Source organism: uncultured Caulobacter sp. (assembly GCF_937900395.1).
In the GTDB taxonomy this organism is placed as follows: Bacteria; Pseudomonadota; Alphaproteobacteria; order Caulobacterales; family Caulobacteraceae; genus Caulobacter.
Window position 1 is genome coordinate 1 of record NZ_CALCDX010000218.1, and the last position, 25,655, is coordinate 25,655.

The 25,655-nt window shown below is 65.9% G+C and carries 26 protein-coding genes and 2 pseudogenes; 27 read left to right on the top strand and 1 reads right to left on the bottom strand.

What is annotated here, in order from left to right; genetic code table 11:
• The 25 genes and pseudogenes from Q0379_RS19575 to Q0379_RS19695 all read left to right on the top strand — a co-directional run.
• Positions 1-282, top strand: a pseudogene (locus Q0379_RS19575) (NADH-quinone oxidoreductase subunit D); the annotation flags it as partial.
• Complete coding sequence (locus Q0379_RS19580; RefSeq protein ID WP_299015616.1) at positions 279-611, top strand: nuclear transport factor 2 family protein; 333 nt, start codon at positions 279-281, stop codon at positions 609-611. The pseudogene Q0379_RS19575 and the gene Q0379_RS19580, both read left to right, overlap by 4 nt.
• Positions 608-1,297 carry an NADH-quinone oxidoreductase subunit NuoE gene (nuoE, locus tag Q0379_RS19585; protein WP_066683459.1) on the top strand — a complete coding sequence of 230 codons (690 nt, stop codon included), beginning with the start codon at positions 608-610 and terminating at the stop codon, positions 1,295-1,297. The genes Q0379_RS19580 and nuoE overlap by 4 nt, the downstream gene beginning before the upstream one ends.
• A 1-nt stretch (position 1,298) precedes the next feature.
• Positions 1,299-1,523: a hypothetical protein gene (locus Q0379_RS19590; RefSeq protein WP_299015621.1), complete on the top strand. Its 225-nt coding sequence runs from the start codon at positions 1,299-1,301 to the stop codon at positions 1,521-1,523.
• On the top strand, positions 1,520-1,783 hold the full coding sequence (locus tag Q0379_RS19595) for a hypothetical protein (RefSeq protein WP_299015624.1): 264 nt from the start codon (positions 1,520-1,522) through the stop codon (positions 1,781-1,783). The genes Q0379_RS19590 and Q0379_RS19595 overlap by 4 nt, the downstream gene beginning before the upstream one ends.
• A 3-nt stretch (positions 1,784-1,786) precedes the next feature.
• Positions 1,787-3,106 (top strand): NADH-quinone oxidoreductase subunit NuoF, encoded by a 1,320-nt coding sequence (gene nuoF, locus Q0379_RS19600; RefSeq protein ID WP_299015626.1) that lies wholly within the window; start codon positions 1,787-1,789, stop codon positions 3,104-3,106.
• Between the two features lie 5 nt (positions 3,107-3,111).
• Positions 3,112-5,175 (top strand): NADH-quinone oxidoreductase subunit NuoG, encoded by a 2,064-nt coding sequence (nuoG, locus tag Q0379_RS19605; protein ID WP_299015629.1) that lies wholly within the window; start codon positions 3,112-3,114, stop codon positions 5,173-5,175.
• The gene (gene nuoH, locus Q0379_RS19610) at positions 5,176-6,243 is read left to right on the top strand and encodes an NADH-quinone oxidoreductase subunit NuoH (RefSeq protein ID WP_299015748.1); all 1,068 of its coding nucleotides are present in this window, start codon (positions 5,176-5,178) and stop codon (positions 6,241-6,243) included.
• Positions 6,243-6,482: a hypothetical protein gene (locus Q0379_RS19615; protein ID WP_299015632.1), complete on the top strand. Its 240-nt coding sequence runs from the start codon at positions 6,243-6,245 to the stop codon at positions 6,480-6,482. Before nuoH ends, Q0379_RS19615 begins: the two co-directional genes overlap by 1 nt.
• A complete protein-coding gene (locus Q0379_RS19620) occupies positions 6,479-6,703 on the top strand; it encodes a hypothetical protein (RefSeq protein ID WP_299015635.1) in 225 nt (74 codons plus the stop codon). The genes Q0379_RS19615 and Q0379_RS19620 overlap by 4 nt, the downstream gene beginning before the upstream one ends.
• Before the next feature lie 10 nt (positions 6,704-6,713).
• The gene (nuoI, locus tag Q0379_RS19625; protein WP_013079346.1) at positions 6,714-7,205 is read left to right on the top strand and encodes an NADH-quinone oxidoreductase subunit NuoI; all 492 of its coding nucleotides are present in this window, start codon (positions 6,714-6,716) and stop codon (positions 7,203-7,205) included.
• A gap of 179 nt (positions 7,206-7,384) precedes the next feature.
• Positions 7,385-8,002 carry an NADH-quinone oxidoreductase subunit J gene (locus Q0379_RS19630; RefSeq protein WP_299015642.1) on the top strand — a complete coding sequence of 206 codons (618 nt, stop codon included), beginning with the start codon at positions 7,385-7,387 and terminating at the stop codon, positions 8,000-8,002.
• Positions 7,999-8,304: an NADH-quinone oxidoreductase subunit NuoK gene (gene nuoK, locus Q0379_RS19635; RefSeq protein WP_299015647.1), complete on the top strand. Its 306-nt coding sequence runs from the start codon at positions 7,999-8,001 to the stop codon at positions 8,302-8,304. Before Q0379_RS19630 ends, nuoK begins: the two co-directional genes overlap by 4 nt.
• An 8-nt stretch (positions 8,305-8,312) precedes the next feature.
• Positions 8,313-10,361 carry an NADH-quinone oxidoreductase subunit L gene (nuoL, locus tag Q0379_RS19640; RefSeq protein WP_299015649.1) on the top strand — a complete coding sequence of 683 codons (2,049 nt, stop codon included), beginning with the start codon at positions 8,313-8,315 and terminating at the stop codon, positions 10,359-10,361.
• Complete coding sequence (locus Q0379_RS19645) at positions 10,358-11,860, top strand: NADH-quinone oxidoreductase subunit M (protein WP_299015652.1); 1,503 nt, start codon at positions 10,358-10,360, stop codon at positions 11,858-11,860. The genes nuoL and Q0379_RS19645 overlap by 4 nt, the downstream gene beginning before the upstream one ends.
• A 7-nt stretch (positions 11,861-11,867) precedes the next feature.
• Complete coding sequence (gene nuoN, locus Q0379_RS19650) at positions 11,868-13,313, top strand: NADH-quinone oxidoreductase subunit NuoN (RefSeq protein WP_299015655.1); 1,446 nt, start codon at positions 11,868-11,870, stop codon at positions 13,311-13,313.
• A complete protein-coding gene (locus Q0379_RS19655) occupies positions 13,300-14,055 on the top strand; it encodes a biotin--[acetyl-CoA-carboxylase] ligase (RefSeq protein ID WP_299015658.1) in 756 nt (251 codons plus the stop codon). The genes nuoN and Q0379_RS19655 overlap by 14 nt, the downstream gene beginning before the upstream one ends.
• Entirely contained in the window at positions 14,052-14,837 is a 786-nt protein-coding gene (locus tag Q0379_RS19660; RefSeq protein ID WP_299015661.1) for a type III pantothenate kinase, read from the top strand. The genes Q0379_RS19655 and Q0379_RS19660 overlap by 4 nt, the downstream gene beginning before the upstream one ends.
• Positions 14,837-16,516 carry a ribonuclease J gene (locus Q0379_RS19665; protein ID WP_299015664.1) on the top strand — a complete coding sequence of 560 codons (1,680 nt, stop codon included), beginning with the start codon at positions 14,837-14,839 and terminating at the stop codon, positions 16,514-16,516. The genes Q0379_RS19660 and Q0379_RS19665 overlap by 1 nt, the downstream gene beginning before the upstream one ends.
• Before the next feature lie 107 nt (positions 16,517-16,623).
• Positions 16,624-17,043, top strand: coding sequence for a methylmalonyl-CoA epimerase (gene mce / locus Q0379_RS19670; protein ID WP_299015667.1), 420 nt, complete (start codon positions 16,624-16,626; stop codon positions 17,041-17,043).
• Positions 17,043-17,303 carry a DUF1467 family protein gene (locus tag Q0379_RS19675; protein WP_299015670.1) on the top strand — a complete coding sequence of 87 codons (261 nt, stop codon included), beginning with the start codon at positions 17,043-17,045 and terminating at the stop codon, positions 17,301-17,303. Before mce ends, Q0379_RS19675 begins: the two co-directional genes overlap by 1 nt.
• 18 nt (positions 17,304-17,321) lie before the next feature.
• A pseudogene (locus tag Q0379_RS19680) lies at positions 17,322-17,628 on the top strand (hypothetical protein).
• Positions 17,628-18,959, top strand: a complete 1,332-nt coding sequence (proS, locus tag Q0379_RS19685; RefSeq protein ID WP_299015673.1) for a proline--tRNA ligase — start codon at positions 17,628-17,630, stop codon at positions 18,957-18,959. The pseudogene Q0379_RS19680 and the gene proS overlap by 1 nt, the downstream one beginning before the upstream one ends.
• Positions 18,959-20,239 carry a lipoprotein-releasing ABC transporter permease subunit gene (locus Q0379_RS19690; protein WP_299015676.1) on the top strand — a complete coding sequence of 427 codons (1,281 nt, stop codon included), beginning with the start codon at positions 18,959-18,961 and terminating at the stop codon, positions 20,237-20,239. Before proS ends, Q0379_RS19690 begins: the two co-directional genes overlap by 1 nt.
• Positions 20,232-20,927, top strand: a complete 696-nt coding sequence (locus Q0379_RS19695) for an ABC transporter ATP-binding protein (protein WP_299015679.1) — start codon at positions 20,232-20,234, stop codon at positions 20,925-20,927. The genes Q0379_RS19690 and Q0379_RS19695 overlap by 8 nt, the downstream gene beginning before the upstream one ends.
• On the opposite strand, the gene Q0379_RS19700 is transcribed toward Q0379_RS19695, so the two are convergent.
• On the bottom strand, positions 20,924-21,880 hold the full coding sequence (locus Q0379_RS19700; RefSeq protein ID WP_299015751.1) for a nucleoside hydrolase: 957 nt from the start codon (positions 21,878-21,880) through the stop codon (positions 20,924-20,926). The genes Q0379_RS19695 and Q0379_RS19700 overlap by 4 nt on opposite strands.
• A gap of 153 nt (positions 21,881-22,033) precedes the next feature.
• Here Q0379_RS19700 and sidA point away from each other — a divergent pair, with 153 nt between their 5' ends.
• Both sidA and dnaE read left to right on the top strand, forming a co-directional pair.
• On the top strand, positions 22,034-22,123 hold the full coding sequence (sidA, locus tag Q0379_RS19705; protein WP_299015754.1) for a cell division inhibitor SidA: 90 nt from the start codon (positions 22,034-22,036) through the stop codon (positions 22,121-22,123).
• 23 nt (positions 22,124-22,146) lie between these two features.
• Positions 22,147-25,578 carry a DNA polymerase III subunit alpha gene (gene dnaE / locus Q0379_RS19710; protein WP_299015682.1) on the top strand — a complete coding sequence of 1,144 codons (3,432 nt, stop codon included), beginning with the start codon at positions 22,147-22,149 and terminating at the stop codon, positions 25,576-25,578.
• Positions 25,579-25,655: the final 77 nt, after the last annotated feature.

The window sequence follows — 25,655 nt, forward strand, 5'->3', positions numbered from 1 at the left end:
ATGAAGCGCTCGATGGAAGCGCTGATCCACCACTTCAAGCTCTACACCGAGGGCTTCAAGACGCCGGAAGGCGAGGTCTACGCCTGTGTCGAGGCCCCCAAGGGCGAGTTCGGCGTGTTCGTGGTCTCGGACGGCACCAACAAGCCGTACCGCTGCAAGATCCGCGCGCCGGGCTTCCCGCACCTGGCGGCCATGGACTGGATGAACCGCGGCCACCAGCTGGCCGACGTCTCGGCCATCCTGGGCTCGCTGGACATCGTGTTCGGGGAGATCGACCGTTGAGCCTGGCTGATATCGCCCAGGCGCAGCTCGACGCCTACAACGCTCAGGATCTGGACGCGCACTGCGTCCACTTCGCCGACGACGTCGTCGTGGGCGGCCTGAACGGCGAAGTGGCGCGCACCGGGATCGAGGCCTATCGCGCCTGGTACGAAAAGGTTTTTTCGGACTTTCCGAAGAATAAGGCCCACCTGCTGAACCGCATCGTGGTCGGCTCGAACGTGATCGATCACGAGCGCGTCGACCGCGGCAATGGCGATCCCGTCTTCGAGGTCGCCGCCATCTACACCTTCAAGGGCGACAAGATCGCCCGCGTGGATTTCGCCCGATGAGCGTACGTCGTCTCGCCAAGGAACAGCCCGCCAGCTTCGCCTTCTCGAAGGAAAGCCAGGCCAAGGCCGACTGGTGGAAAGCCAAGTATCCCGCCGCCCGCAAGCAGTCGGCGGTGATCCCGATGCTGTGGCTCGCCCAGAAGCAGGAAGGGTGGGTGTCCGAGCCCGCGATCCAGGAGATCGCCAAGCAGCTCGAGATGCCGGTCATCCGCGTGCTGGAAGTGGCCACCTTCTACGTGATGTTCCAGCTGCAGCCGGTCGGCAAGGTCGCCTTCGTCCAGCTGTGCGGCACCACGCCGTGCCAGCTGCGCGGCGCGCTGGACCTCAAGGCGGTGCTGAAGGACAAGATCGGCGAAGCCAACCACGTCTCGGCCGACGGCAAGTTCAGCTGGGAAGAGGTCGAGTGCCTAGGCGCGTGCTGCAACGCCCCGATGGCCGCGATCAACGACTACTATTACGAGGACCTGACGCCGGAGAGCCTGGCCCAGATCCTCGACGACTTCGCCGCCGGCAAGGCGCCGAAGCCGGGCAGCTATGACGGCCGCGGCGCGTCGGAGCCGAAGGGCAAGATCCAGACCCTGACGGATCCGAAGCTGTACGACGGCTCGGCCGCCAAGAAGATCAAGATCCCGAACCTGCCCGAGAAGCCGAAGGCTTCGAAGGCCAAATCGGAGCCGGCCGCCTAAGATGACCGCCGACGCCGCCCTCCAGAAGAAGCGCCTGACCGCGATGCTCGTCATCAACGCGGTGTGCTTCGTGCTGGCCGGCGTCGCGATCTACGGCGCGGTGTCGCTTCGGATCGACTGGCTGCGGCTGGTCTTCCTGGGCGCGATCGTCGCCGGCCTGGGCTCGCACGTCTGGTTCATCCTGGGCTGGATGCGCGGTTCGAAGGGCGAGGGGAGTTCGTCGTGACCGACAACGCTCTCGACGCCCGCCGCACGGCTTACTTCCATACGGTCAAGAGCGTGGGCCGCCGCGAGCGCGGCCTGGGTCTCGTGGCCTGCCTTGTCGGCGCACTGCTCCTGATCTGGGGCCGCTCCGTGCAGGGCGCACCGTTTTGGGCGGCTTGGGCCGGCCTCGTCACGATTGGCGTGGGTTGGTCGCTTTTCGCCTATGTCATCCTCCGTCGGACGCGCTATGTGCGCGCCCATCCATTCGATCCGCAAAGCTGAGTCATGGTCGGTATCCTCGAAGACAAGGACCGCATCTTCACGAACCTCTACGGTCTCCAGGATTGGGGCCTCGAGGGCGCGAAGAAGCGCGGCTGCTGGAATGGCACCAAGGACATCCTGGACGCCGGGCGCGACTGGATCATCGACAACATGAAGAACTCCGGCCTGCGCGGCCGGGGCGGCGCCGGTTTCTCGACCGGCCTGAAGTGGTCGTTCATGCCCAAGGAAGTGAAGGAAGGTCGTCCTCACTACCTGGTGGTCAACGCCGACGAATCCGAGCCGGGCACCTGCAAGGACCGGGAGATCATGCGGCATGACCCGCACCTCCTGATCGAGGGCTGCCTGATCGCCTCGCGCGCGATGCTGGCCCACGCTTGCTACATCTACATCCGCGGCGAGTACGTCTACGAACGCGAGATCCTGGAAGCGGCGATCAAGCAGGCCTATGAGGCCAAGCTGATCGGCAAGAACAACGTCCACGGCTGGGACTTCGACCTCTACGTCCACCACGGCGCCGGCGCCTATATCTGTGGCGAGGAGACGGCCCTGCTGGAAAGCCTGGAAGGCAAGAAGGGCCAGCCACGCCTGAAGCCGCCGTTCCCGGCCGGCGCTGGCCTCTACGGCATGCCGACCACGGTCAACAACGTCGAGAGCATCGCCGTCGCCGGCACGATCCTTCGCCGCGGCGCGGCTTGGTTCGCGGGTTTCGGCCGTCCGAACAACGCCGGCACCAAGCTCTTCTGTGTCTCGGGCCACGTGAACCTGCCCTGCAACGTCGAAGAAGCCATGAGCATCCCGTTCCGCCAGCTGATCGAGGATCACTGCGGCGGCATCCGGGGCGGCTGGGGCAACCTGAAGGCCGTCATCCCGGGCGGCTCGTCCGTGCCGATGATCCCGGCCGAGCAGTGCGAAGACCTGCCGATGGACTTCGACGCCCTGCGGAACCTCAAGTCCGGCCTCGGCACCGCCGCGGTCATCGTGATGGACAAGTCGACCGACCTCGTCCGCGCCATCGCCCGCCTCTCGTACTTCTACAAGCACGAGAGCTGCGGCCAGTGCACGCCGTGCCGCGAAGGCACCGGCTGGATGTGGCGCGTCATGGAGCGCATGGCGACCGGCGAGGCCGATCCGAAGGAGATCGACACCCTGCTGGACGTCACGACCCAGGTCGAGGGTCACACCATCTGCGCCCTGGGCGACGCGGCCGCCTGGCCGATCCAGGGCCTGTTCCGCCACTTCCGCCACGAGGTGGAGGAGCGGATCGCTTCCTATCGTAGCGGTCGCCTGCACGTGCAGGGCGCCAAGCTGATCGCGGCGGAGTAACAAGAATGGCTATCGCCAAGGTCAACGGCGTCGAAGTCGAGTTCGAACCCGGCATGACGGTTCTGCAGGTCGCGGAACTGGCCGGCGAGGAGATCCCGCGCTTCTGCTATCACGAACGCCTGTCCATCGCCGGCAACTGCCGGATGTGCCTGGTCGAGGTGAAGCCCGGCCCGCCGAAGCCGCAGGCCTCGTGCGCCCTGCCGGCCGCCGAGGGCCAGGAGATCTTCACCAAGACTCCGATGGTCAAGAAGGCCCGCGAAGGGGTGATGGAGTTCCTGCTCATCAACCACCCGCTGGATTGCCCGATCTGCGACCAGGGCGGCGAGTGCGACCTGCAGGACCAGGCCATGGGCTATGGCCGCGACGACAGCCGCTACGAAGAGAACAAGCGCGCGGTCGAAGAAAAGGCCATGGGCCCGCTGATCAAGACCGTGATGACGCGCTGCATCCAGTGCACGCGCTGCGTCCGCTTTATCACCGAGGTCGCCGGTTCGCCGGAAATCGGTCTGATCTCGCGCGGCGAAGACGTTGAAATCACGACCTATCTGGGCGCGGCGGTGACGTCGGAGCTCAGCGCCAACGTGATCGACCTTTGCCCGGTTGGCGCCCTGACCAGCAAGCCCTACGCCTTCGAAGCCCGTCCGTGGGAGCTGAAGAAGACCGAGAGCGTCGACGTCATGGACGCCCTGGGCTCGTCGATCCGGGTCGACGCTCGCGGCAACGCCGTCCTGCGCGTGCTGCCGCGCGTCAATGACGACGTCAACGAAGAGTGGATCTCGGACAAGACCCGCTACGCGGTCGACGGCCTGCAACGCCAGCGCCTGGACCGTCCGTACGTGCGCGGCGCCGACGGCAAGCTGAAGCCGGCTGCGTGGGCCGAGGCCTTCGCGGCCGTGGCCAGCAAGATCAAGGCGGCCAAGCCTGAGCGTATCGGCGTGATCGCCGGCGACCTGCAGGACGCCGAAAGCCTGAAGGCCACCAAGGACCTGTTCACCGCCCTGGGCGTGAAGAACCTCGACAGCCGCCAGGACGGTACGGCCCTGGGTCAAGGTCCGCGCGAGAGCTGGCTGTTCAACTCGACGATCGCCGGCATCGAGAACGCTGACGTGGTGCTGTTCATCGGCGCCAATCCGCGCCTCGAGGCGCCGGTCCTGAACGCCCGCTTCCGCAAGCAGTGGCTGGCCGGCAAGACCCGCTTCGGCGTGATCGGCGAGCAGGCCGACCTGACCTTTGGCTACGACTATCTGGGCGCCGGCGCTCAGACGCTGTCGGGCCTGGCCAAGAGCAAGAGTGACTTTGTCGCCGCCCTGAAGGCCGCCGAGCGTCCCGCCATCATCATCGGCCAGGGCGCCTTGGCCCGCGCCGACGGCGCGGCGATCCTCAAGGCCGCCGCCGGTCTCGCCAAGACGATGAAGGTCGTTCGTGACGGCTGGAACGGCTGGAACGTCCTGCATACCGCCGCCGCGCGCGTGGCCGGCCTCGACATGGGCTTCGTCCCGGCCGAGGGTGGCCTGTCAACCGCCGACATGCTGAAGCCGGGCGCTCTGGACGTTCTCTTCCTGCTGGGCGCCGACGAGTGCGAGACCGCCGCCACGGGCGCCTTCAAGATCTACCTTGGCACGCACGGCGACGCCGGCGCGCACAAGGCCGACGTGATCCTGCCGGGCGCGGCCTACACCGAGAAGAACGGCCTCTACGTGAACCTGGAAGGCCGCGTTCAGATGGGCAAGCGCGCGGTGTTCCCGAAGGGCGAGGCCAAGGAAGACTGGTCGATCCTGCGGGCGCTGTCCGAAGTCCTCGGCCACAAGCTACCCTATGACAGCCTGGACCAGCTGCGCGCCAAGCTGTTCGCCGACCACCCGACCTTCGGCCAGATCGACTACGCGCCGGGCTCTGTCCCGACCGTGTTCGACGTCGGCGCCCTGGGCGGCGCGGGCGAAGTCTCGGACGCGCCGTTCGAGAGCCCGATCAAGGCCTTCCACCTGACCAACCCCATCGCGCGCGCCAGCGTGACCATGGCCGAATGCGCGGCCGTGGCTTCCGGCGCCGCCAAGATCGCCGCGGAGTAAATCGTGGACTCGACCAATCCGCTTCTCTGGTTTGGCCTGACGACCGGCGGGATTCTGCTGGTCGTGATCTGGGTTCTCTTGAGCCTGGCCTTCCTGCTGCTGGCCGACCGCAAGATCTGGGCCGGCGTCCAGATGCGCAAAGGCCCCAACGTCGTGGGTCCCTTCGGCCTGCTGCAATCCTTCGCCGACTTCTTCAAGTTCGTGCTGAAGGAAATCGTGGTCCCCGCCGGCGCCGACAAGGTCGTGTTCCTGCTGGCGCCGCTGATCAGCCTGATCCTGGCCTTCGTCGGCTGGGCGGTCGTGCCTTTCGCGCCGGGCTGGGTCGTCTCGAACCTCAACGTCGGCATTCTCTACCTGCTGGCGATGAGCTCGCTGGGCGTCTACGGCATCATCATGGGCGGCTGGGCTTCGAACTCGAAGTACCCGTTCCTCGGCGCGCTGCGTTCGGCGGCGCAGATGGTGTCGTACGAAGTCTCGATCGGCCTGATCATCATCACGGTGATCCTGCTGGCCGGCTCGATGAACCTGTCGACCATCGTCGAGAAGCAGTCAGGCTGGATCTGGAACTGGAACGTCTTTGGCGGCGGCGGTCTCAAGAACATCATCCTGTTGCCGGTCATGGTCGTGGCCATGGGCATGTTCTACATCTCGGGCCTCGCCGAGACGAACCGTCCGCCCTTCGACCTTCCCGAAGCCGAATCCGAACTCGTGGCCGGTTACCAGGTCGAGTACAGCTCGACCCCGTACCTGCTGTTCATGGTGGCCGAGTATTCGAACATCGTCCTGATGTGCGCCATGATCAGCGTGCTGTTCTTCGGCGGCTGGAACCCGGGCTTCCCGATCGGCTTCACCGCCGGCTGGCCGCCGTTCCTGGTCAACCTGCTGCTGGCCTTGGTGTTCTACGCCAAGATCGTCTTCTGGTTCTTCATGTTCGCCATGGCGAAGGCCATCGTGCCTCGCTACCGCTACGACCAGCTGATGCGCCTGGGTTGGAAGGTGTTCCTGCCGACCTCGCTGGTGCTGGTGGCCGCGGTCGCCGCCTGGCGCGTGTTCGGCGCGGGGGCTTGATGCACCGGAGCGCGCTGATCGCCCTGGGCCTGAGCGGCCTGACCTTGACGGCCTGCCAGGCCGTCTCGGCGCCGGACCGCTCCTATTCCCTGGGCGACGGGGTCGTCAGTTACGACGACCTGCGGCGCGCGGGCGAGAAGTGCAAGGCTGACGGCGGGGTCATCCAGTCCAAGCAGGACGGCGGTGATCCGGCCCAGTTGTCGAACTACACCTGCGTCATTCCCCGGTCGGGGAAATGAGGCGGGGTCTCTTTGGGATCGTGATGGTCGGCCTGCTGGCCGGCTGTGCGACCTGGGGACCGAATATTCCGCGACCGCCGCAGCGGACGCTGGAGGACAAGGTCGAGGCGCGCCGCAAGGAAGACGCCGAGACTCGTAAGTGCGTCCTCGAGCAGACCCTGCGACGGCAGCAGAAAGAGCAGGGAAGGGACGTCCGTCCCTTCCCCAAGGAAAAGTGTTAGGAGAGCTCTGGTGTTCCAGCGCATCACTCAGGCGGTCAAGGGCGCGGCCCTTCTGGACTTCGCGGGCGCCTTCGGCCTGGCTATGAAGTACATGGTCGCGCCGAAGAAGACCGTGATCTATCCGAACGAGCGCAACCCGCAATCGCCCCGCTTCCGCGGCGAGCACGCCCTGCGTCGCTATCCGTCGGGCGAAGAGCGCTGCATCGCCTGCAAGCTCTGCGAAGCCGTGTGCCCGGCTCAGGCCATCACGATCGAGGCCGAGCCTCGCGAGGACGGCAGCCGCCGGACGACCCGCTACGACATCGACATGGTCAAGTGCATCTACTGTGGTCTGTGCCAGGAGGCCTGCCCGGTCGACGCCATCGTGGAAGGTCCGAACATCGAGTTCGCGACCGAGACCCGCGAAGAGCTCTATTACGACAAGGAACGTCTTCTCGATAACGGCGACCGCTGGGAGCGCCTGATCGCGAAGAATCTGGAGTTGGACGCGCCCTACCGCTAAAGACGGGGCGAATCCGGGGGAGCTTGATAGCCGAAAGTGGTTTGCGGTTTCGGCGGCCATCAAGCTCCAGCTAGACAAACCGGAATTTCCCGGCTCCTAGAGCCGGAAAATTCCACGGGGCGTTGCGCCGTAAGGCGTCGCGCCATTGGACTTTAAGTTTTCAGGGGAGCCCTGGGCCGATGCCCTTGCAGGCGATCGCATTCTATCTGCTGGCTTTTGTGACCATCGCGGCGGGTCTTCTCGTCGTGTCGGCCCGAAACCCGGTGCACTCGGTGCTCTTCCTGATCACCGCCTTCTTCTCGGCCGCCGGCCTCTTCGTCCTCTTGGGCGCGGAGTTCCTCGCGATGCTGCTGATCGTCGTCTATGTGGGCGCGGTCGCGGTGCTGTTCCTGTTCGTCGTCATGATGCTGGACGTGGACTTCGCGGCGCTCCGCCAGGGCTTCGCCCAGTACCTGCCGATCGGCGGTCTGGTCGGCGGGATCCTGACGCTGGAGATGATCTTCGTCGCGGCGACCGTGGCGAGCAACGGCGCGGCCGCCAAGAACGCCCTGCCGAACGCCTCTCCGGGCGGTGTCCCGAACACCGAGGTGATCGGTCGCGTGCTCTACACCGACTACATCTTCTTCTTCCAACTGGCGGGCCTGGTGCTGCTGGTCGCCATGATCGGCGCCATCGTGCTGACCCTGCGCCACAAGCCGGGCGTCAAGCGCCAGGACATCGGCAAGCAGGTCGCCCGCACGCCCAAGACCGGCATGACGCTGGTCCAGATCAAGCCGGGTGAGGGGATCTCCGAATGATCGGCCTTCCGCACTATCTCGTCGTCGCCGCCATCCTGTTCACGATCGGCGTCTTCGGCATCTTCGTGAACCGCAAGAACATCATCGTCATCCTGATGTCGATCGAATTGATCCTGCTGGCGGTGAACGTGAATCTCGTGGCGTTCTCGGCCTATCTGCACGACGTGGCGGGCCAGATCTTCGCCCTGTTCGTGCTGACCGTAGCCGCCGCCGAGGCGGCCGTGGGTCTGGCCATCCTCGTCACCTTCTTCCGCAACCGCGGCGACATCGCGGTTGACGACGCCAGCATGATGAAGGGCTAAGCGACGTCATGCAGACGCTTGTCACCATTCTCGTTTTCGCACCGATCATCGCCGCGGCGATCGCCGGCCTGTTCGGCCGCCGCATCGGCGACGTGGCCTCGCAGTCGGTCACGACCGGCGCGCTGATCCTGTCGTGCGCGCTGTCCTGGTACACGTTCAGCCAGTGGACCTGGGGGCATATGGAGGCCTTCACGGTCAATCTGCTGCCGTTCATCCACATCGGCGACTTCCAGGCCAACTGGTCGATCCGCATCGACGCCCTGTCGGCGACCATGCTGATCGTGGTCACGACGGTCTCGGCCCTCGTGCACATCTATTCCTGGGGCTACATGGCCGAGGACGACAGCAAGCCGCGCTTCTTCGCGTACCTGTCGCTGTTCACCTTCGCCATGCTGTCGCTGGTCACCGCCGCCGACTTCATGCAGCTGTTCTTCGGCTGGGAAGGCGTGGGCCTGGCCTCGTATCTGCTGATCGGCTTCTGGTACAAGAAGCCTTCGGCCAGCGCCGCCGCCATCAAGGCCTTCGTGGTCAACCGCGTCGGCGACTTCGGCTTCGCCCTGGGCATCATGACCACCTACTGGGCGTTCGGCACGATCCAGTTCGCCGAGCTGTTCCCGATGATCGCCAGCCATGCCGGCAAGACCTGGGAATTCGCCGGTCACGTCTGGCCGCTGATGGATATCGCCTGCTTCCTGGTGTTCATCGGCGCGATGGGCAAGTCGGCGCAGTTCTTCCTGCACACCTGGCTACCGGACGCCATGGAAGGCCCGACCCCGGTGTCGGCCCTGATCCACGCGGCCACCATGGTGACCGCCGGCGTCTACATGCTGTGCCTGATGTCGCCGATGTTCGAATACGCGCCCGTCGCCAAGAACATCGTCACGGTGATCGGCGCGGTGACGGCCCTGTTCGCCGCCACGGTCGGCCTGACCCAGAACGACATCAAGCGCGTGATCGCCTACTCGACCTGTTCGCAGCTGGGCTACATGTTCTTCGCGGCCGGCGTCGGCGCCTATCAGGCGGCCATGTTCCACCTGTTCACGCACGCCTTCTTCAAGGCCCTGCTGTTCCTGGGCGCCGGTTCGGTGATCCACGGCATGCACCACGAGCAGGACATGCGAAAGTACGGCGCTCTCGCCAAGCTGCTGCCGATCACCTTCATCGCCATGACGATCGGCACGATCGCGATCACGGGCCTCGGCTTCCCGCCGCTGCACCTGGGCTTCGCCGGCTTCTACTCGAAGGACACCATCATCGAGGCGGCCTTCGCCGCTGGTGGCCACAATTCGATCGCCATGTTCGCCTGGGTGATCGGCGTGCTGGTGGCGGGCCTGACCTCGTTCTACTCGTGGCGCCTGGCGTTCTTCACCTTCAACGGCAAGGCGCGCTGGGGTCATGACGATCACCACGCTCATGACGCTCATGGGCACGACGCCCATGGCCATGACGACCATGCGCACGAAGATCACGGCCACGGCCACGATCACAAGCCGCACGAGAGCCCCGCGGTCATGCTGTTCCCGCTGATCGTGCTGTCGATCGGCGCGATCGCCGCCGGCTTCGTGTTCAACGGCTACTTCGTCGGCCACCACCAGGAAGAGTTCTGGCGCGGCGCGATCTTCACCGCTCCGAGCAACCAAGTGCTGCACCACGCGCACGAGGTGGCCGAGTGGGTGAAGTGGAGCCCGCTGATCGCTTCGCTGATCGGCCTGCTGATCGCGGTCTATGTCTACCTGATCAAGGGCAATGAGCGCCTGGGCCTGAAGCTGGCCGAGCGCAAGGGCCCGCTGTACGTCTTCTTCTACAACAAGTGGTTCTTCGACGAACTCTACGACGCGACCTTCGTGCGCTTCGCCAAGTTCCTCGGGGACCTGTTCTGGAAGGGCGGCGACCAGAAGATCATCGACGGCCTCGGCCCGGATGGCGTCAGCCACGTCTCGTATGAGGTCGGCAAACGCACCGGCAAGCTGCAGACCGGCTATCTCTACCACTACGCGTTTGTCATGCTGCTCGGCGTCGCCGGCCTGCTGACCTTCGCCCTGTACGCCTTCCGTTGAGGGGGACGGAGCTAATGAGCGGCCTTCTCAGCCTTACGACCTTCGCGCCCATCGTCGGCGTCGCGGTGATCCTCGCCGCGCGCGCCCTGCATGGCGCCGGTGAAAAGACCGACACCCTGGCCAAGTGGATCGCGCTCGTGACCACCCTGGTCACGTTCGGCCTGTCGATTGTCCTGACCGTCCAGTTCGACCCGAAGAACCCGGGCTTCCAGTTCGTGGAAGACTTCGCCTGGTTCGCCGGCCTGCACTACCGCATGGGCGTCGACGGCATCTCGGTGCTGTTCGTCCTGCTGACCGCGTTCCTGCTGCCGATCTGCATCATCGCCAGCTGGAAGTCGGTCGAGAAGCGCGTTGTCGAGTACCTGATCGCCTTCCTGGTCCTCGAGACCCTGGTGATCGGCGTGTTCGCCGCGCTGGATCTCGTGCTGTTCTACCTGTTCTTCGAGTTCGGCCTGGTCCCGATGTTCCTGATCATCGGCATCTGGGGCGGCAAGCGTCGCGTCTACGCGGCCTACAAGTTCTTCCTCTACACGCTGCTCGGCTCGGTGCTGATGCTGGCGGCGATCCTGGCGATGATCTCGATCTCGGGCACCTCGTCGATCCCCGACCTGATGCACTACAAGTTCGCGCCGTGGCTCCAGACCTGGCTGTGGCTGGCTTTCTTCGCCTCGTTCGCGGTGAAGATGCCGATGTGGCCGGTGCACACCTGGCTGCCCGACGCGCACGTGGAAGCCCCGACGGCCGGCTCGGTCATCCTGGCGGGCATTCTGCTGAAGATGGGCGGCTATGGCTTCATGCGCTTCAGCCTGCCGATGTTCCCGAACGCGTCGGAGATGTTCCAGCCGCTGGTGTTTGCGATGTCGGCCATCGCCATCGTCTACACCTCGCTGGTCGCCTTCCGTCAGACCGACATCAAGAAGCTGATCGCCTATTCGTCGGTCGCCCACATGGGCTTCGTGACCATGGGCATCTTCTCGGGCAACGCCGCCGGCGAGCAGGGCGCTCTCTTCCAGATGCTGAGCCACGGGGTGATCTCCGGCGCGCTCTTCCTCTGCGTCGGCGTCGTCTACGACCGCATGCACACCCGCGAGATCGCCTTCTACGGCGGCCTGACCAACCGCATGCCGCACTACGCCTTCGTGTTCCTGCTGTTCACGATGGGCAATGTCGGCCTGCCGGGCACTTCGGGCTTCGTCGGTGAAATCCTGACCATGACCGGCGTCTACAAGGCCTCGACCTGGACGGCGCTTGTGGCCGCCACCGGCGTGATCCTGTCGGCCATGTACGCCCTGACGCTGTATCGTCGGGTCATGTACGGCGAGATCACCAATCCCGAGCTGAAGACCATCACGGATCTGGACGCTCGCGAGATCCTGCTGTTCGTTCCGCTCATCATCATGACCCTGGTGCTGGGCATCTATCCCAATCTTGTGTTCAACCTGACCGCGTCTTCCGTCGACGCGTTGGTCGGCGCCTGGCGCGCCGCCCTGGGCGGGTGAGGGGCCTATGACGTTTTTCGCCAACTTCTCGCTCGTGCTGCCTGAGATCGTTCTCGCGGTCGCGGCGCTCGTCCTGCTGGTCGCCGGCGCCTTCCGGGGCAAGGTCGGCGCGATCTTCACCCTCGCGGCCGTCGCCGCGCTGGTGGCGGCCGCCGCCACGGCGGTCCTCGGCCCGCACGGCCGCGCCTTCGGCGGGGTCTACGCGGCCGACGCCGCGGCGACCTACGCCAAGGTCGCCATCTATCTCTCCAGCGCCGTGGCCATCGTGCTCGGCGATCGCTGGCTTGCCCAGCGCGGCGATCAGAAGTTCGAGTTCGCCGTCCTGGTGATCCTGGCCGCCGTCGGCATGGGCGTCACCGCCTCAGCCGGCGACCTGATCAGCCTCTATGTCGGCGTCGAACTGCAGTCGCTGGCCCTGTACGTCCTGGCCGCCATGCGCCGCGACGACGCCAAGTCGTCCGAGGCCGGCCTGAAGTACTTCGTGCTGGGCGCGCTGTCGTCGGGCCTGCTGCTGTACGGCAGCTCCCTGATCTACGGCTTCACCGGCTCGACCCACTTCAGCCAGATCGCTCTGGCCGCCGCCCATGGCGGCACACATGGCGTCGGCCTGCTGTTTGGCCTCGTGTTCCTGATCTGCGGCCTGGCGTTCAAGGTCTCGGCTGCGCCGTTCCACATGTGGACGCCGGACGTCTATGAAGGCGCCCCGACCCCGGTCGTCGGCTTCTTCGCCGCCGCGCCGAAGCTGGCCGCGATGATGATGTTCGCCCGCGTGCTGGGCGACGCCTTCCCGGGCTCTGTCGATCAATGGCGTCAGATCCTGGTGATCGCGGCCCTGCTGTCGGTCTTCGTCGGCGCCTTCGCGGGCCTGGCCCAGACCAACCTCAAGCGCCTGTGGGCCTATTCCTCGATCGCCAACGTCGGCTACGCCCTGCTGGGCGTGGCGGCGGGCGGCGAGGTCGGCCTGCAGTCCATGCTGCTGTTCATGACCCTGTACATGGTCGACGTCACCGGCTTCTTCGCCTGCCTGCAGGCGCTGAACCGCGACGGCAAGCCCATGGAGACGATCGAGGACATGGCGGGCTTGATCAAGGAGCGTCCGGGCGTCGCCATCGCCATGACCGCGTTCTCGCTGTCGGCTCTGGGCCTGCCGCCGTTCTCGGGTTTCTGGTCGAAGTACTATGTCTTCAAGGCCGCCCTGGGCACGGGCGACGTGATGATGCAGTGGGCCGCCGTCCTCGGCCTGGTCGGCTCGGTCGTCGCGGCGTTCTATTACCTGCGCCTGATCAAATCGATGTGGTTCGATGCGCCCGCTGGCGCGGTCGACGCCCCGTCGCCTTCGGCCCGCGCCGTGGGTTACGCCGCCGCGATCTTCTCGTTCCCGATCGTGCTGGTGGCCCTGGTGTGGCTGGATCCGGCCGCCAAGGCTGCCGCGGCCGCCTTTGGTCACGCGTGACGTGACGGGCGTTCCGCCCGTTATCGTCCTCGCCGAAGTCGACTCCACCAACGCCGAGGCCCGTCGTCGGGCCGAGGCGGGCGAGGTTGGCCCCCTGTGGCTGGTCGGCCTGCGCCAGACCGCCGGCCGCGGCCGGCGCGGCCGGGCCTGGGAGACCGGCGAGGGTAACCTCGCCGCGACTTTGCTTTTTCGCACGGACAAGCCGCCGGCCGAGGCTGCGCAAGTCTCGTTCGTCGCGGCCCTGGCCGTCGCGGACATGCTGGCCAAATACGTGCCGGCTTCCCTCATCAGCCTGAAGTGGCCCAACGATCCGCTTCTGGGCGGTCTCAAGGTCAGCGGCATCCTCATCGAGTCCGGCGCCTCGCCGTTGGGCGGTCTGTGGCTGGCCGTCGGGATCGGCGTTAACCTGAAGCGCAAGCCGATCGACTCCGAGCGTCCCGCGACCGCGATCGCCACCTACAGCGAGACCCTGCCGCCGGCTCCGACCGAAGCGATCGAGGTGCTGGCCGAGGCGTTCGATCGCTGGTTCGGCGTCTGGAACACCCTGGGCTTTCCCGCCATCGCCGACGCCTGGACGGCCCGCGCCCACGGTCTGGGCGAGCCTTGCGTCGCTCGGCTTGGCGCCGAAACGGTCGAAGGCGTTGCGGAGGGGCTGGACGGCGACGGCGCGCTGAGGCTCCGTCTGCCCGACGGCCAGTTGCGGCGGATCACCGCCGGCGACGTGTTTTTCGGAGGCGCTTGATGCTGCTCGCGATCGAACAGGGCAACACCAACACCATGTTCGCGATCCACGACGGCCAGTCGTGGGTGGCCCAGTGGCGCTCCGCCACTGAGAGCACCCGCACCGCCGACGAGTACGTGGTGTGGCTGTCGCAGCTGCTGTCGATGCAGGGGCTGGGGTTCCGCGCCATCGACGCGGTGATCATCTCCAGCGTGGTGCCGCAGTCGATCTTCAATCTGCGCAACCTGTCGCGGCGCTATTTCAACGTCGAGCCGCTGGTGATCGGCGAGAACGCCAGGCTGGGCATCGACGTCCGCATCGAGAAGCCTTCGGAGGCCGGCGCCGACCGCCTGGTCAACGCCATCGGCGCGGCCATGATCTATCCGGGGCCGCTGGTCGTGATCGACAGCGGCACGGCCACGACCTTCGACATCGTGGCGGCCGACGGCGCCTTCGAGGGCGGCATCATCTCGCCCGGCATCAATCTATCGATGCAAGCGTTGCACGAAGCGGCGGCGAAGCTGCCCCGCATCGCTATCCAGCGACCGGCCGGTAACAGGATCGTGGGCACCGACACCGTCTCCGCCATGCAATCGGGCGTGTTCTGGGGCTATATCTCGCTGATCGAGGGTCTTGTCTCCCGCATCAAGGCCGAGCGCGGCGAGCCCATGACCGTAATCGCCACCGGCGGCGTCGCCTCCCTGTTCGAGGGCGCCACCGACAGCATCGACCACTTCGACCCGGATCTGACCATCCGGGGCCTCCTAGAAATCTACCGACGAAACACCATTTCCGAGACCTGATGAAAAAATCCAAAGACGACGAACTCGTCTTCCTGCCGCTTGGCGGGTCGAACGAGATCGGCATGAACTTCAACCTGTACGGCTTCGGGCCGGCGCAAGATCGCAAATGGATCGTGGTCGATCTGGGCGTGACGTTTGGCGACCAGACGACGCCGGGCGTCGAGATCATCCTGCCTGATCCCGAGTTCATCGAGCCCTATGCCGACGACATCCTCGGCATCGTCCTCACCCACGCGCACGAAGATCACCTGGGCGCGGTGCACTGGCTGTGGCCGCGCCTGAAGGCGCCGGTGTTCGCCACCCCGTTCACCGCCTTCCTGCTTCGCGAGAAGCTGCGCGACGCGAGCCTGCTCGACGAGGTGCCGATCACTGAGATCCCGCTGGGCGGGACCTTTGAGCTGGGCCCGTTCTCGCTGGAGCTGATCACCCTGACGCATTCGATCCCCGAGCCGAACGGCCTGGCGATCAAGACGCCGCTGGGCACGATCCTGCACACCGGCGACTGGAAGATCGATCCGGAGCCTCAGCTTGGCGCGCCGACCGACGAGGCCGCCATTCGCCGCCTGGGCGACGAAGGCGTGCTGGCCATGGTCTGCGACAGCACCAATGTCTTCGTGGAAGGCACGGCGGGCTCCGAAGCCGACGTGCGCGAAGCCTTGGGCAATCTGATCAAGAGCCTGAAGGGCAAGATCGCCGTCGCCTGCTTCGCCTCGAACGTGGCGCGCATGGACACGGTGATCCGCGCGGCCCAGGCCTGCGGCCGCAAGGTCTGCCTGGCCGGTCGGTCGATGCACCGCATGGCCGCCGCCGCGCGGTCGGTCGGGCTGCTGGAAGGCATCGAGGCGTTCATCAACGACGATCAGGCCAAGCACCTGCCGGAAGACCAGGTTCTGTTCCTCTGCACCGGCAGCCAGGGCGAAGCCCGCGCGGCGTTGTCGCGGATCGCCGACGGCAGCCACCCGCACGTGAAGCTGGGCGCGGGCGACCATGTGATCTTCAGCTCGCGGGTGATCCCGGGCAACGAGATCCCGATCCGCAACCTGCAGAACAAGCTGGCCGATCGGGGCGTGCGCCTGCACACCGAGCGCGACACGCCCGGCATCCACGTCTCGGGCCACCCGTGCCGGGAAGAGCTGCGCCAGATGTACCAATGGGTGCGTCCGCAGATCGCGGTGCCGACCCACGGCGAGCGCCGCCACCTGATCGAGCACGCCGCTTTCGCCAAGGACCTGCAGGTCCCGCAGGCCGTAAGCCCGCGTAACGGCGACATGGTGCGCCTGGCGCCTGGCAAGCCGGAGATCATCGACGAGGTGCCGGCTGGGCGCCTGTATGTCGATGGCGGGGTCGTCACGCCCGAGAATGGCGAGGCGCTGCGCGAGCGTCGCCACGCGGCCTTCAACGGCATGCTGGCCGTGTCGATCGTCCTGGATGGCCGCAACAAGATCGTCTCCGGACCTCAAGTGCGCGGCATCGGCCTGACGGGCGATGACGAATACTCGCTGGACGACGCGCTGGACGATCTCGCCGAAGAGGCCGAGACCGCCTACAAGCGCTTGGACGGCGACGCGCGCGAGATCGACGAGACGATCGAGAGCGCCATCTCGCGGGCGGTCAAGAAGGCCGCGTTCCGGATCTGGGAGCGCAAGCCGGTCGTCGAGACGACCGTCCTGCGGATCTGAAGAAGAGCGCCGCCGCGAAAACGCCGCGGCGGCGCGCTCTTTTCGCGTTGCAGCACTGGTGCTAGGCCATTCGCCAACAACCAGAAAAGCAGCGGGAGTTCCCTTAGATGATCGGCAAGCTCAATCACGTCGGCGTCGCCACGCCCTCCATCGACGAGTCGGTGAAGATGTATCGCGAGCTGCTCGGCGCCACCTCGGTCACCGAGAAGTGGGCGATGCCGGAGCAGGGGGTCTGGGTTTGCTTCGTCAACCTGCCCAACAGCCAGATCGAACTGATCGAGCCTTACGGCGAAAAGTCGCCCATCCACGGGTTCCTCGCCAAGAACCCCAAGGGCGGCCAGCATCACATCTGCTTCGAGGTCGAGAACATCTACGAAGCGCGTGACGCCCTGGTCGCCAAGGGCGCCACCGTGTTGGGCGAGCCCCGCATCGGCGCTCACGGCACGCTGATCATCTTCGTTCACCCCAAGGACATGGGCGGCCTATTGGTCGAGCTCATGGAGACACCCAAGGAAGCGCATCACTGATGAGCCCGATCACCTGGTTCGCGATCTACCTGACCATCTGGTGGACAGTGTTGTTCGCCGTTCTGCCGCTGGGTTCGCGCAGCTTCCATGAGGCCGGCGTCGCGCCGCCGCCGGGCGTCGATCCCGGGGCGCCGATCAACCCGAATCTGAAGCGCAAGTTCATCACCACCACCTGGGTCTCGGCGGTCGTCTTCATCCTTTTCTTCCTCACCGTGCACTTTCACCTGGTGAAGCTTCCGGACCTGCCGGCCGCCGCGTGACGTGCGGTTGCACAAGCCTTGGGCGCACGGCGAGCAATTTGCCGTCAAACGCTTAAGGCTTGGGCGAATGGGCTCATTGTTAGCGCTTCCCATGGATGGCTGTGCCCCAACAGATGTTCGAGCGGTAAAGTGACTTCAGGAGATCGGCCTTGCCGGTCTCGCTCTGTGGCGTCTTCCCCGACGATGACTTCGACAGGCCGCGCGGCGTTCCGCGCGGCCTCTCTTTTTGCCGCAACGGAGCCTTAGTTTAGCCTCGCGCGTTGCCAAGCTGTCGGGGGAGGGGCTATCTCAAGCCCCTCTCGAATTCCCGGAGTTTCCAAGCTGATGCGCTTGTCGCGCTATTTCCTGCCGGTGCTGAAGGAAGCGCCGTCCGACGCCCAGATCGTTTCGCACCAGCTGATGCTCCGCGCCGGCATGATCCGCCAGGAGGCGGCGGGCATCTACGCCTGGCTGCCGCTGGGCCTGCGCGTCCTGAACAAGATCGAGCAGATCGTCCGCGAGGAAATGGATCGCGCCGGCGCCATCGAGCTGCTGATGCCGACGATCCAGCTGGCCGACCTGTGGCGCGAAAGCGGTCGCTATGACGACTATGGCGACGAGATGCTGCGCATCACCGACCGCCACAAGCGCGAGCTGCTGTTCGGTCCCACGGCCGAAGAAGTCGTGACCGACATCTTCCGCGCCTCGATTAAGAGCTACAAGGACCTGCCCAAGAACCTCTACAACATCCAGTGGAAGTTCCGGGACGAGCGTCGCCCGCGCTTCGGCGTGATGCGCGGCCGCGAGTTCTTCATGAAGGACGCCTACAGCTTCGATCTCGACGCCGACGGCGCGCGCAAGTCCTACAACCGCATGTTCGTGGCCTATCTGAACCTGTTCGCGCGGATGGGCCTGAAGGCCGTGCCGATGCGCGCCGACACCGGTCCGATCGGCGGCGACCTGTCCCACGAGTTCATCGTCCTGGCCGAGACTGGCGAAAGCGCCGTCTTCTGCCACAAGGATCTCGTCGAGATGCCGGCTCCGGGGCCGGACCTCGACTGGATCAACGGCGACCTGCAGCCGATCGTGAACCAGCGCACGGCGCTGTACGCCGCGACCGAGGAAATGCACGACGAAGCCGCTTTCAACGCTCTGCCGGAAGCCGACCGCCTGTCGGCCCGCGGCATCGAGGTCGGCCACATCTTCTCGTTCGGCACGAAGTATTCCGAGCCCATGAAGGCCACGGTCCAGGGACCGGACGGCCAGCAGGTGCCGGTGCAGATGGGCAGCTACGGCGTCGGGGTTTCCCGCCTGCTCGGCGCGATCATCGAGGCCAGCCATGACGAGGGCGGCATCATCTGGCCGGAAAGCGTCGCGCCGTTCGACGTCGGCATCGTCAACATGCGCCAGGGCGACGCGGCCTGCGACGCGGCCTGCGAGACCGCCTACAACGCGCTCAAGACCGCCGGCCGCGACGTGCTGTACGATGACACCGACGCCCGCGGCGGCGCCAAGTTCGCGACCATGGACCTGATCGGCCTGCCCTGGCAGCTGATCGTCGGCCCCAAGGGCATCGCCGAGGGCGTCGTCGAGATCAAGAACCGCAAGACCGGCGAGCGCCACACCGCCTCGCTGGAGTCGGTTCTCGACGGCCTGACCAAGAACAAGACCGCCTGATGCCGGACGTCCGCGCCGCCGGTCCTTTCAGCCGCTGGGAGCGCTCGGTCGCTCGCCGGTATCTGTTCGCCAAGCGCAAGAACGGCGGCGTGGCGCTGATCTCCATCATCTCGTTCTGCGCGGTGATGTTGGCGGTCTTCGCCCTCATCACCGTGATGAGCGTGATGAACGGCTTCCGAGCCGAGCTGTTGGGCCGGATCCTGGGTTTCAACGGGCACCTCTACGCCCAGTCGCCGTTGATCAACGGGCCCGACCGCGACACGATCATCCGTCGTATCAAGGCCGCGCCGGGCGTGATCCAGGCCGCGCCGATGGTCGAGGCCCAGGCCATGGTCATCGGCCCGACCCAGGTCACGGGCGCCATCGTGCGCGGCGTGACGACCTCGGACCTGCGGCACATGTCGCTGATCGCCGGCAACATCAAGCAGGGCTCGCTGGCGGGTTTCGGCCAGGGCGAGTACGGCGGCGACACCGTGCTGATCGGCGATCGCATGGCCCAGAGCCTGGGCGTGCGGCCCGGCGACGCCATCACCCTGATCTCGCCTTCGGGCCCGGCCACCGCCTTCGGCAGCTCAACGCGCGAAAAGAACTACATTGTCGGCGGGATCTTCAGCGTCGGCATGAGCCAGTTCGACGAGGCCTTCGTCTACATGCCGCTGGAGCAGGCCCAATTGTTCTTCGGTCGCGACACCTCGATCGACTATGTCGAGATCAAGGTCGACGATCCCGACAAGGCCGTCGACTACAAGCACGCCGTCGAGGTCGCCAGCGGGCCTGGCGCGCTGGTCACCGACTGGGTCGAGAAGAACCAAAGCTACTTCAACGCGCTGCAGGTCGAGCGCAAGGTTATGCGGCTGATCCTGTTCTGCATCGTCGCCATCGCCACCCTGAACATCATCTCCAGCCTCGTGATGCTGGTGAAGAACAAGGGCAAGGATATCGCCATTCTGCGCACCATGGGCGCGGGGCAGGGGGCGATCCTGCGCATCTTCCTGATGGCTGGGGCGTCGATCGGCGTGGCGGGCACACTCAGCGGCCTGGCTCTCGGCGCGCTGTTCTGCACCTACATCACGCCGATCCAGAACTTCGTCGAATGGGCCACCGGCACCGCTGTGTTCAGCGCCGACGTCTACATGCTTTCGCACATCCCGGCGAAGATCGACTGGATCGAGGTCGCCGGCATCGTCACGGCCTCGGCCCTGATGAGCCTCCTGGCGACCCTGCCGCCCGCCTGGCGCGCCTCGCGTCTCGATCCGGTGGAGGCGCTTCGTTATGAGTAATCCGATCTTGGCCCTGCGCGGGGTCGAGCGCGTCTACAAGACCGAGGCCGGCTCGCTGCCGGTGCTGCGCGGCGTCGATCTCGATGTCTATCCCGGCGAAGTGGTCGGGCTGATCGGCCCTTCCGGCTCGGGCAAGTCGTCGCTGCTGCATTCGGCAGGATTGCTGGAGCATCCAGACGCTGGCGCGGTGACGCTGGAGGGGCGTGATTGCACCAAGCTCTCGGAGCGGATTCGCACGCGCATCCGCCTCGGCACGGTAGGCTTCGTCTACCAGTTCCACCACCTCCTGCCTGAGTTCACGGCTCTGGAGAATGTCGCCCTGCCGCTCTCGATCGCCGGCAAGAGCCAGCGCGAGGCCGAGGCGCGCGCCAAGGAACTGCTGGAAGGCCTTGGCCTAGGTCATCGCCTCGCCCACCAGCCGGCTCAGATGTCTGGCGGCGAGCAGCAGCGCGTCGCGATCGCCCGGGCGCTCGCCAATCGTCCCAAGCTGTTGCTGGCCGACGAGCCCACGGGCAATCTTGACCCAGCGACCTCGGCCGCCGTGTTCCAGTCGCTGTACGAGGTCGCGCGCCAAGAGGGCGTCGCCGCCCTGATCGCCACCCACAACATGGAGCTGGCGCGCTATATGGACCGGGTCCTGGCGCTAAAGGACGGCCACCTCGAAGCGCGCAGCCGCCAAGAAGTCTAGAGCAGCGCCTGCTTCATCGCCGCGAAGAAGCCCGCCTGGTCGATCCGTTTGATCACCCGCGCGTTCGGCGGACGGCGCTTGAGCGCCGGGTCGGCGATCTCGATGTCCGGCAGGATCGCGTGCGAGACGCTCAGATAGCCGCGCGTCAGCTCGCCCATGGTCTCGACGTCGACCACGCACTGTTCGCTTTCGAGGATCAGGCTCTCGTCCAGGGCGACGGCGCAGGTCAGGGCGTCAGGGTGCAAGCTGCCGTCCAGGCCTTCGGTTTCACGCGCGAAGGCCAGCGAGGCGCGGTTCACGTCGGTGAAGAACTTGGCTTTGGGCGTACCCAGCGCCTCGAGCTCGGAGAGCCGCGCGCTGGTGAAGAGCCCGTCCTGTAGGGTCTCGGTCCAGGTCACGATCGACATCTCGAAGCCGGCGTTGACGACGATCTTGGCCGCCTCTGGGTCGACATAGAAATTGTACTCGGCCGCCGGCGTGACGTTGCCGACGCCGTTGTCGGTCCCGCCCATGATCCAGAGATGCTTCAGAGCCTTGGCGATCCGCGGTTCGCGCAAAAACGCGAGGGCGATGTTGGTCAGCGGCGCCTGGGCGATCAGGGTGATCTCGCCGGGCGCGGCCATGATGCGGCGGACCAGCTCGTCGACCGCGTGGCCGTCGGCCGGCCGCTGCGCGGTCTTGGCGAAGCCGCTGTCGCTCATGCCGTCGTGGCCGAAGACATAGGCGGCGTCGAGCGGCGCGCGGGTGAAGGGGCGCTCGGCGCCGAGATAGACCGGCACACCCGCCTTGCCGCAACGCTCCAGGGTCACCAAGGCGTTCTCGGCATGCTGCACGAAGCCGACATTGCCGTGGGCGATGGTGATCGCCTCGACCTCCACGCTAGGGCGGGTGAGGGCGAGCATCAGCGAGAAGACGTCGTCGCCGGCGGTGTCGGTGTCCATGATCAGGCGCATGGCGACGATTTGCCGTGATCCGCGCGGCTTGACCATAGGGCGACGTTCCATGCGCTTGCGTTCGCCAGAAAACGCACGAACCGCTACGAGAACATCTTGTGAACGGAACAAAACCGGAATATGGAACAAAACAAGAAATCTGTGGAGGTTCAGATGATCCGTGTGGCGCGTGAGTCTTTGGCCCTTGTGTCTGTCGTCAGCTTCGTCTGGATGATGTGCTCGGTCGCCCGACTGGTGGCCTGAGTCGTGTAGGCGGAGGATCGGTCATGGCGGACGGGGAGGCAGACGGTTTCGTCCACCTGCGGGTCCGCTCGGCCTATTCGCTGCTCGAAGGCGCGATCAAGGCCGACCAGATCGGCAAGTTGGCGGCGGCGGCGGGGATGCCCGCCGCGGGTCTGGCTGATCGCGCCAATCTGTTCGGCGCGCTCGAATATTCGTCCTACGCCAAGGACGCTGGTGTTCAGCCGATCATCGGCTGCGCCATCCCCGTGACAGGCATTGGCGGCGGCCCGACCGAGCGTTGGGCGCGGGCGCCCACCGTGATGCTGCTGGCCCAGAACGAGCAGGGCTATCTCAATCTCTCCGAGCTCTCGTCGATCGCCTATCTGGACAGCGCCGAACTGCCCGAGCCGGTCGTGCCCTGGGCCAAGGTGGCTGAGTACAGCGATGGCCTGATCCTGCTGTCGGGCGGCACGGATGGCCCTGTCGACGCGCTGTTCGCCGCCGGCAAGACCGCCGAGGCGTCGGCGGCGTTGGCCGAGATGCACCGCGTCTTTGGCGACCGCTTCTATGTCGAGCTGCAGCGCCACGGCCTGCCCAAGCAGGCTGCCGCCGAACCGGGTCTTGTCAACTGGGCCTATGAGAACGACGTGCCGCTGGTCGCCACCAACGACGTCTACTTCGCCAAGCCGCAATTCTACGAGGCGCACGACGCGCTGCTCTGCATCGCCGACGGCGCCTTCGTCGGTCAGGACGAGCGGCGGCGGGTCACGCCCGAGCACTGGTTCAAGCCGCCGGCCGACATGCGCAAGCTGTTCGCCGACCTGCCGGAAGCTTGCGACAACACCCTCGACATCGCCCGCCGCTGCGCCTTCATGGTGCACAAGCGCGCGCCGATCCTGCCCAGCTTCCCGACGGGCGACGGCCGCAACGAGGCCGAGGAGCTTCGTCACCAGGCGCGTGAAGGTCTGAAGATGCGCCTCGACGGGCTGACGCTGTCGGCGCCCGAGGAGGACTACTGGAAGCGCCTCGAGTTCGAGCTCGACATCATCGAGAAGATGGGCTTCCCGGGCTATTTCCTGATCGTGTCGGACTTCATCAAGTGGGGTAAGGCGCACGGGATCCCGGTCGGCCCGGGGCGGGGTTCGGGCGCGGGTTCGCTGGTCGCCTGGGTGCTGACCATCACCGACCTCGACCCGCTGCGCTTTGGCCTGCTGTTCGAGCGCTTCCTCAATCCAGAACGGGTTTCGATGCCCGACTTCGACGTCGACTTCTGTCAGGAGCGACGCGAAGAGGTAATCTCCTACGTGCAGGAGAAGTACGGCCGCGACCGCGTGGCCCAGATCATCACCTTCGGCAGCTTGCAGGCCCGCGCCGTGCTGCGCGACGTCGGCCGCGTGATGCAGCTGCCGCTGGGCCTGGTCGACCGCCTCTGCAAGATGGTGCCGAACAACCCGGCCGCGCCGGTGACCCTGGCCCAGGCGATCGACATCGAGCCGCGCCTGAAACAGGCCCGCGACGAAGACCCGAACGTCGCCAACTGCCTGAACGTCGCCCTGCAGCTAGAAGGCCTGTTCCGCAACGCCTCGACGCACGCCGCGGGCGTGGTGATTGGCGACCGGCCGCTGACCCAACTGACCCCGCTCTACAAGGATCCGCGCTCGGATCTCCCCGCCACCCAGTTCAACATGAAATGGGTCGAGAGCGCGGGCCTGGTGAAGTTCGACTTCCTGGGCCTGAAGACCCTCACGGTGCTGGACCGCGCGGTGAAGCACCTGAAGAAGCGCGGCTTCGAGATCGATCTCGGCAAGCTGCCGTTCGACGACGCCAAGACCTATGAGCTGCTCGCCTCAGGCCAGACGGTCGGCGTGTTCCAGCTTGAAAGCCAGGGCATGCGCGACACCCTGCGCAAGATGCGCTGTGGCTCGATCGAGGAGATCACCGCGCTGATCTCGCTGTATCGACCGGGCCCGATGGACAACATCGACACCTTCGTCGACTGCAAGTTCGGCCGCAAACCCGTCGACACCCTGCATCCGTCGCTGGAGACGGTGCTGAAGGAGACTTACGGCGTCATCGTCTACCAGGAACAGGTGATGCAGATCGCCCAGATCCTGGCGGGCTACAGCCTGGGCGAAGCCGACCTTCTGCGCCGGGCCATGGGTAAGAAGAAAAAGGAGGAGATGGATCTCCAGAAGATCCGTTTCGTCTCCGGCGCCAAGGAGAAGAACGTTCCCGAGGAACAGTCGGGCTCGATCTTCGAACTGGTGGCCAAGTTCGCCGGCTACGGCTTCAACAAGTCGCACGCCGCCGCCTACGCCTTCATCTCGTACCAGACCGCTTGGCTGAAGGCGAATACGCCGGTCGAGTTCTTCGCGGCGTCGATGAGCCTTGATCTGTCGAACACCGACAAGCTGGCCGTCTTCCATCAGGACGCCCGTCGCTTCGGGATCACGGTGCGCGCGCCGGACGTAAACCGCTCGGGCGCCGACTTCGAGGTCGAGAACGGCGAAGTGCTGTACGCCCTGGGCGCCATCCGCAACGTCGGTCTCGACGCCATGAAGCATCTGGTGGCGGTGCGCGAAGAAGGCGGGCCGTTCCGCGACATCTTCGACTTCGTCGAGCGGATCGATCCGCGCCAGGTCAACAAGCGGGCGATCGAAAACCTGGCCCGGGCGGGCGCCTTCGACTCGATCCACAAGAACCGAGCCCAGATCGTGGCCTCGGCCGATGTTCTGATCGCTCACGCCCAGAGCTGCCACGCCGACCGCCAGGGCGGGCAGGGCGGCCTGTTCGGCTCGGACTCCGGCGCCAACCGTCCGCGATTGGCCAAGACCGAGAACTGGAACCAGGTCGACCTGCTGGACGAAGAGCTTTCGGCCGTCGGCTTCTATCTGACTGGCCACCCGCTGGAGGACATGGTCGGCATGCTGCGCCGTCGGCGCACGGCCATGCTGGCCGAAGCCATGGTCCAGGCGGAAGCTGGCATGGAAGCCTTCCGGATGTGCGGCATGGTCCGCCGCCGGCAGGAGCGCGCTTCGCAGAGCGGCGAGAAGTTCGCCTTCGTCTCCCTGTCGGATCCGACAGGCGAGTACGAGGTGCTGTTCCCGCCAGAGTCCCTTCGCAAGTGTCGCGACGTGCTGGAGCCGGGCAAGGCGGTGGCCATCAAGGTCCGCGCCAAGGCGCGCGATGGCGAGGTCCGCTTCTTCGGCGACGACGCCGAGCCGATCGAAAAGGCGATCGAGAATGTGGTGGCGGGCCTGCGCGTACACCTGTCGCCCTCCGCCGCCGAGATCGATGCGCTCAAGCGCCGGCTGGAGCCGGCTCAGTCCCAGAAGGGGGGCGAGGTCACCTTCGTCGCGGCGATCAGCGGGGGGCGTGAGATCGAGCTCCGGTTGCCTGGACGCTACAGCCTCGATGCCGCTCTGCGCGGAGCCTTGAAGACCGCGCCGGGCGTTGCGCTGCTGGAGGATGTATAGGAAAATATTCCTATTCTTGTGCAAGGGACGAAGCGGCTGGACGATCGATATGCAGGGTTCGGGTTATGGGCTTGGCT

Bases quoted from the DNA above. Each gene is read 5' to 3' on its own strand.
- nuoE (WP_066683459.1), top strand. From the start codon at position 608: ATGAGCGTACGTCGTCTCGCCAAGGAACAGCCCGCCAGCTTCGCCTTC.
- Q0379_RS19590 (WP_299015621.1), top strand. From the start codon at position 1,299: ATGACCGCCGACGCCGCCCTCCAGAAGAAGCGCCTGACCGCGATGCTC.
- nuoF (WP_299015626.1), top strand. From the start codon at position 1,787: ATGGTCGGTATCCTCGAAGACAAGGACCGCATCTTCACGAACCTCTAC.
- nuoG (WP_299015629.1), top strand. From the start codon at position 3,112: ATGGCTATCGCCAAGGTCAACGGCGTCGAAGTCGAGTTCGAACCCGGC.
- Q0379_RS19615 (WP_299015632.1), top strand. From the start codon at position 6,243: ATGCACCGGAGCGCGCTGATCGCCCTGGGCCTGAGCGGCCTGACCTTG.
- Q0379_RS19620 (WP_299015635.1), top strand. From the start codon at position 6,479: ATGAGGCGGGGTCTCTTTGGGATCGTGATGGTCGGCCTGCTGGCCGGC.
- Q0379_RS19630 (WP_299015642.1), top strand. From the start codon at position 7,385: ATGCCCTTGCAGGCGATCGCATTCTATCTGCTGGCTTTTGTGACCATC.
- nuoK (WP_299015647.1), top strand. From the start codon at position 7,999: ATGATCGGCCTTCCGCACTATCTCGTCGTCGCCGCCATCCTGTTCACG.
- nuoL (WP_299015649.1), top strand. From the start codon at position 8,313: ATGCAGACGCTTGTCACCATTCTCGTTTTCGCACCGATCATCGCCGCG.
- nuoN (WP_299015655.1), top strand. From the start codon at position 11,868: ATGACGTTTTTCGCCAACTTCTCGCTCGTGCTGCCTGAGATCGTTCTC.
- Q0379_RS19665 (WP_299015664.1), top strand. From the start codon at position 14,837: ATGAAAAAATCCAAAGACGACGAACTCGTCTTCCTGCCGCTTGGCGGG.
- mce (WP_299015667.1), top strand. From the start codon at position 16,624: ATGATCGGCAAGCTCAATCACGTCGGCGTCGCCACGCCCTCCATCGAC.
- Q0379_RS19675 (WP_299015670.1), top strand. From the start codon at position 17,043: ATGAGCCCGATCACCTGGTTCGCGATCTACCTGACCATCTGGTGGACA.
- proS (WP_299015673.1), top strand. From the start codon at position 17,628: ATGCGCTTGTCGCGCTATTTCCTGCCGGTGCTGAAGGAAGCGCCGTCC.
- Q0379_RS19690 (WP_299015676.1), top strand. From the start codon at position 18,959: ATGCCGGACGTCCGCGCCGCCGGTCCTTTCAGCCGCTGGGAGCGCTCG.
- Q0379_RS19695 (WP_299015679.1), top strand. From the start codon at position 20,232: ATGAGTAATCCGATCTTGGCCCTGCGCGGGGTCGAGCGCGTCTACAAG.
- Q0379_RS19700 (WP_299015751.1), bottom strand. From the start codon at position 21,880: ATGCGCCTGATCATGGACACCGACACCGCCGGCGACGACGTCTTCTCG.
- sidA (WP_299015754.1), top strand. From the start codon at position 22,034: ATGATCCGTGTGGCGCGTGAGTCTTTGGCCCTTGTGTCTGTCGTCAGC.
- dnaE (WP_299015682.1), top strand. From the start codon at position 22,147: ATGGCGGACGGGGAGGCAGACGGTTTCGTCCACCTGCGGGTCCGCTCG.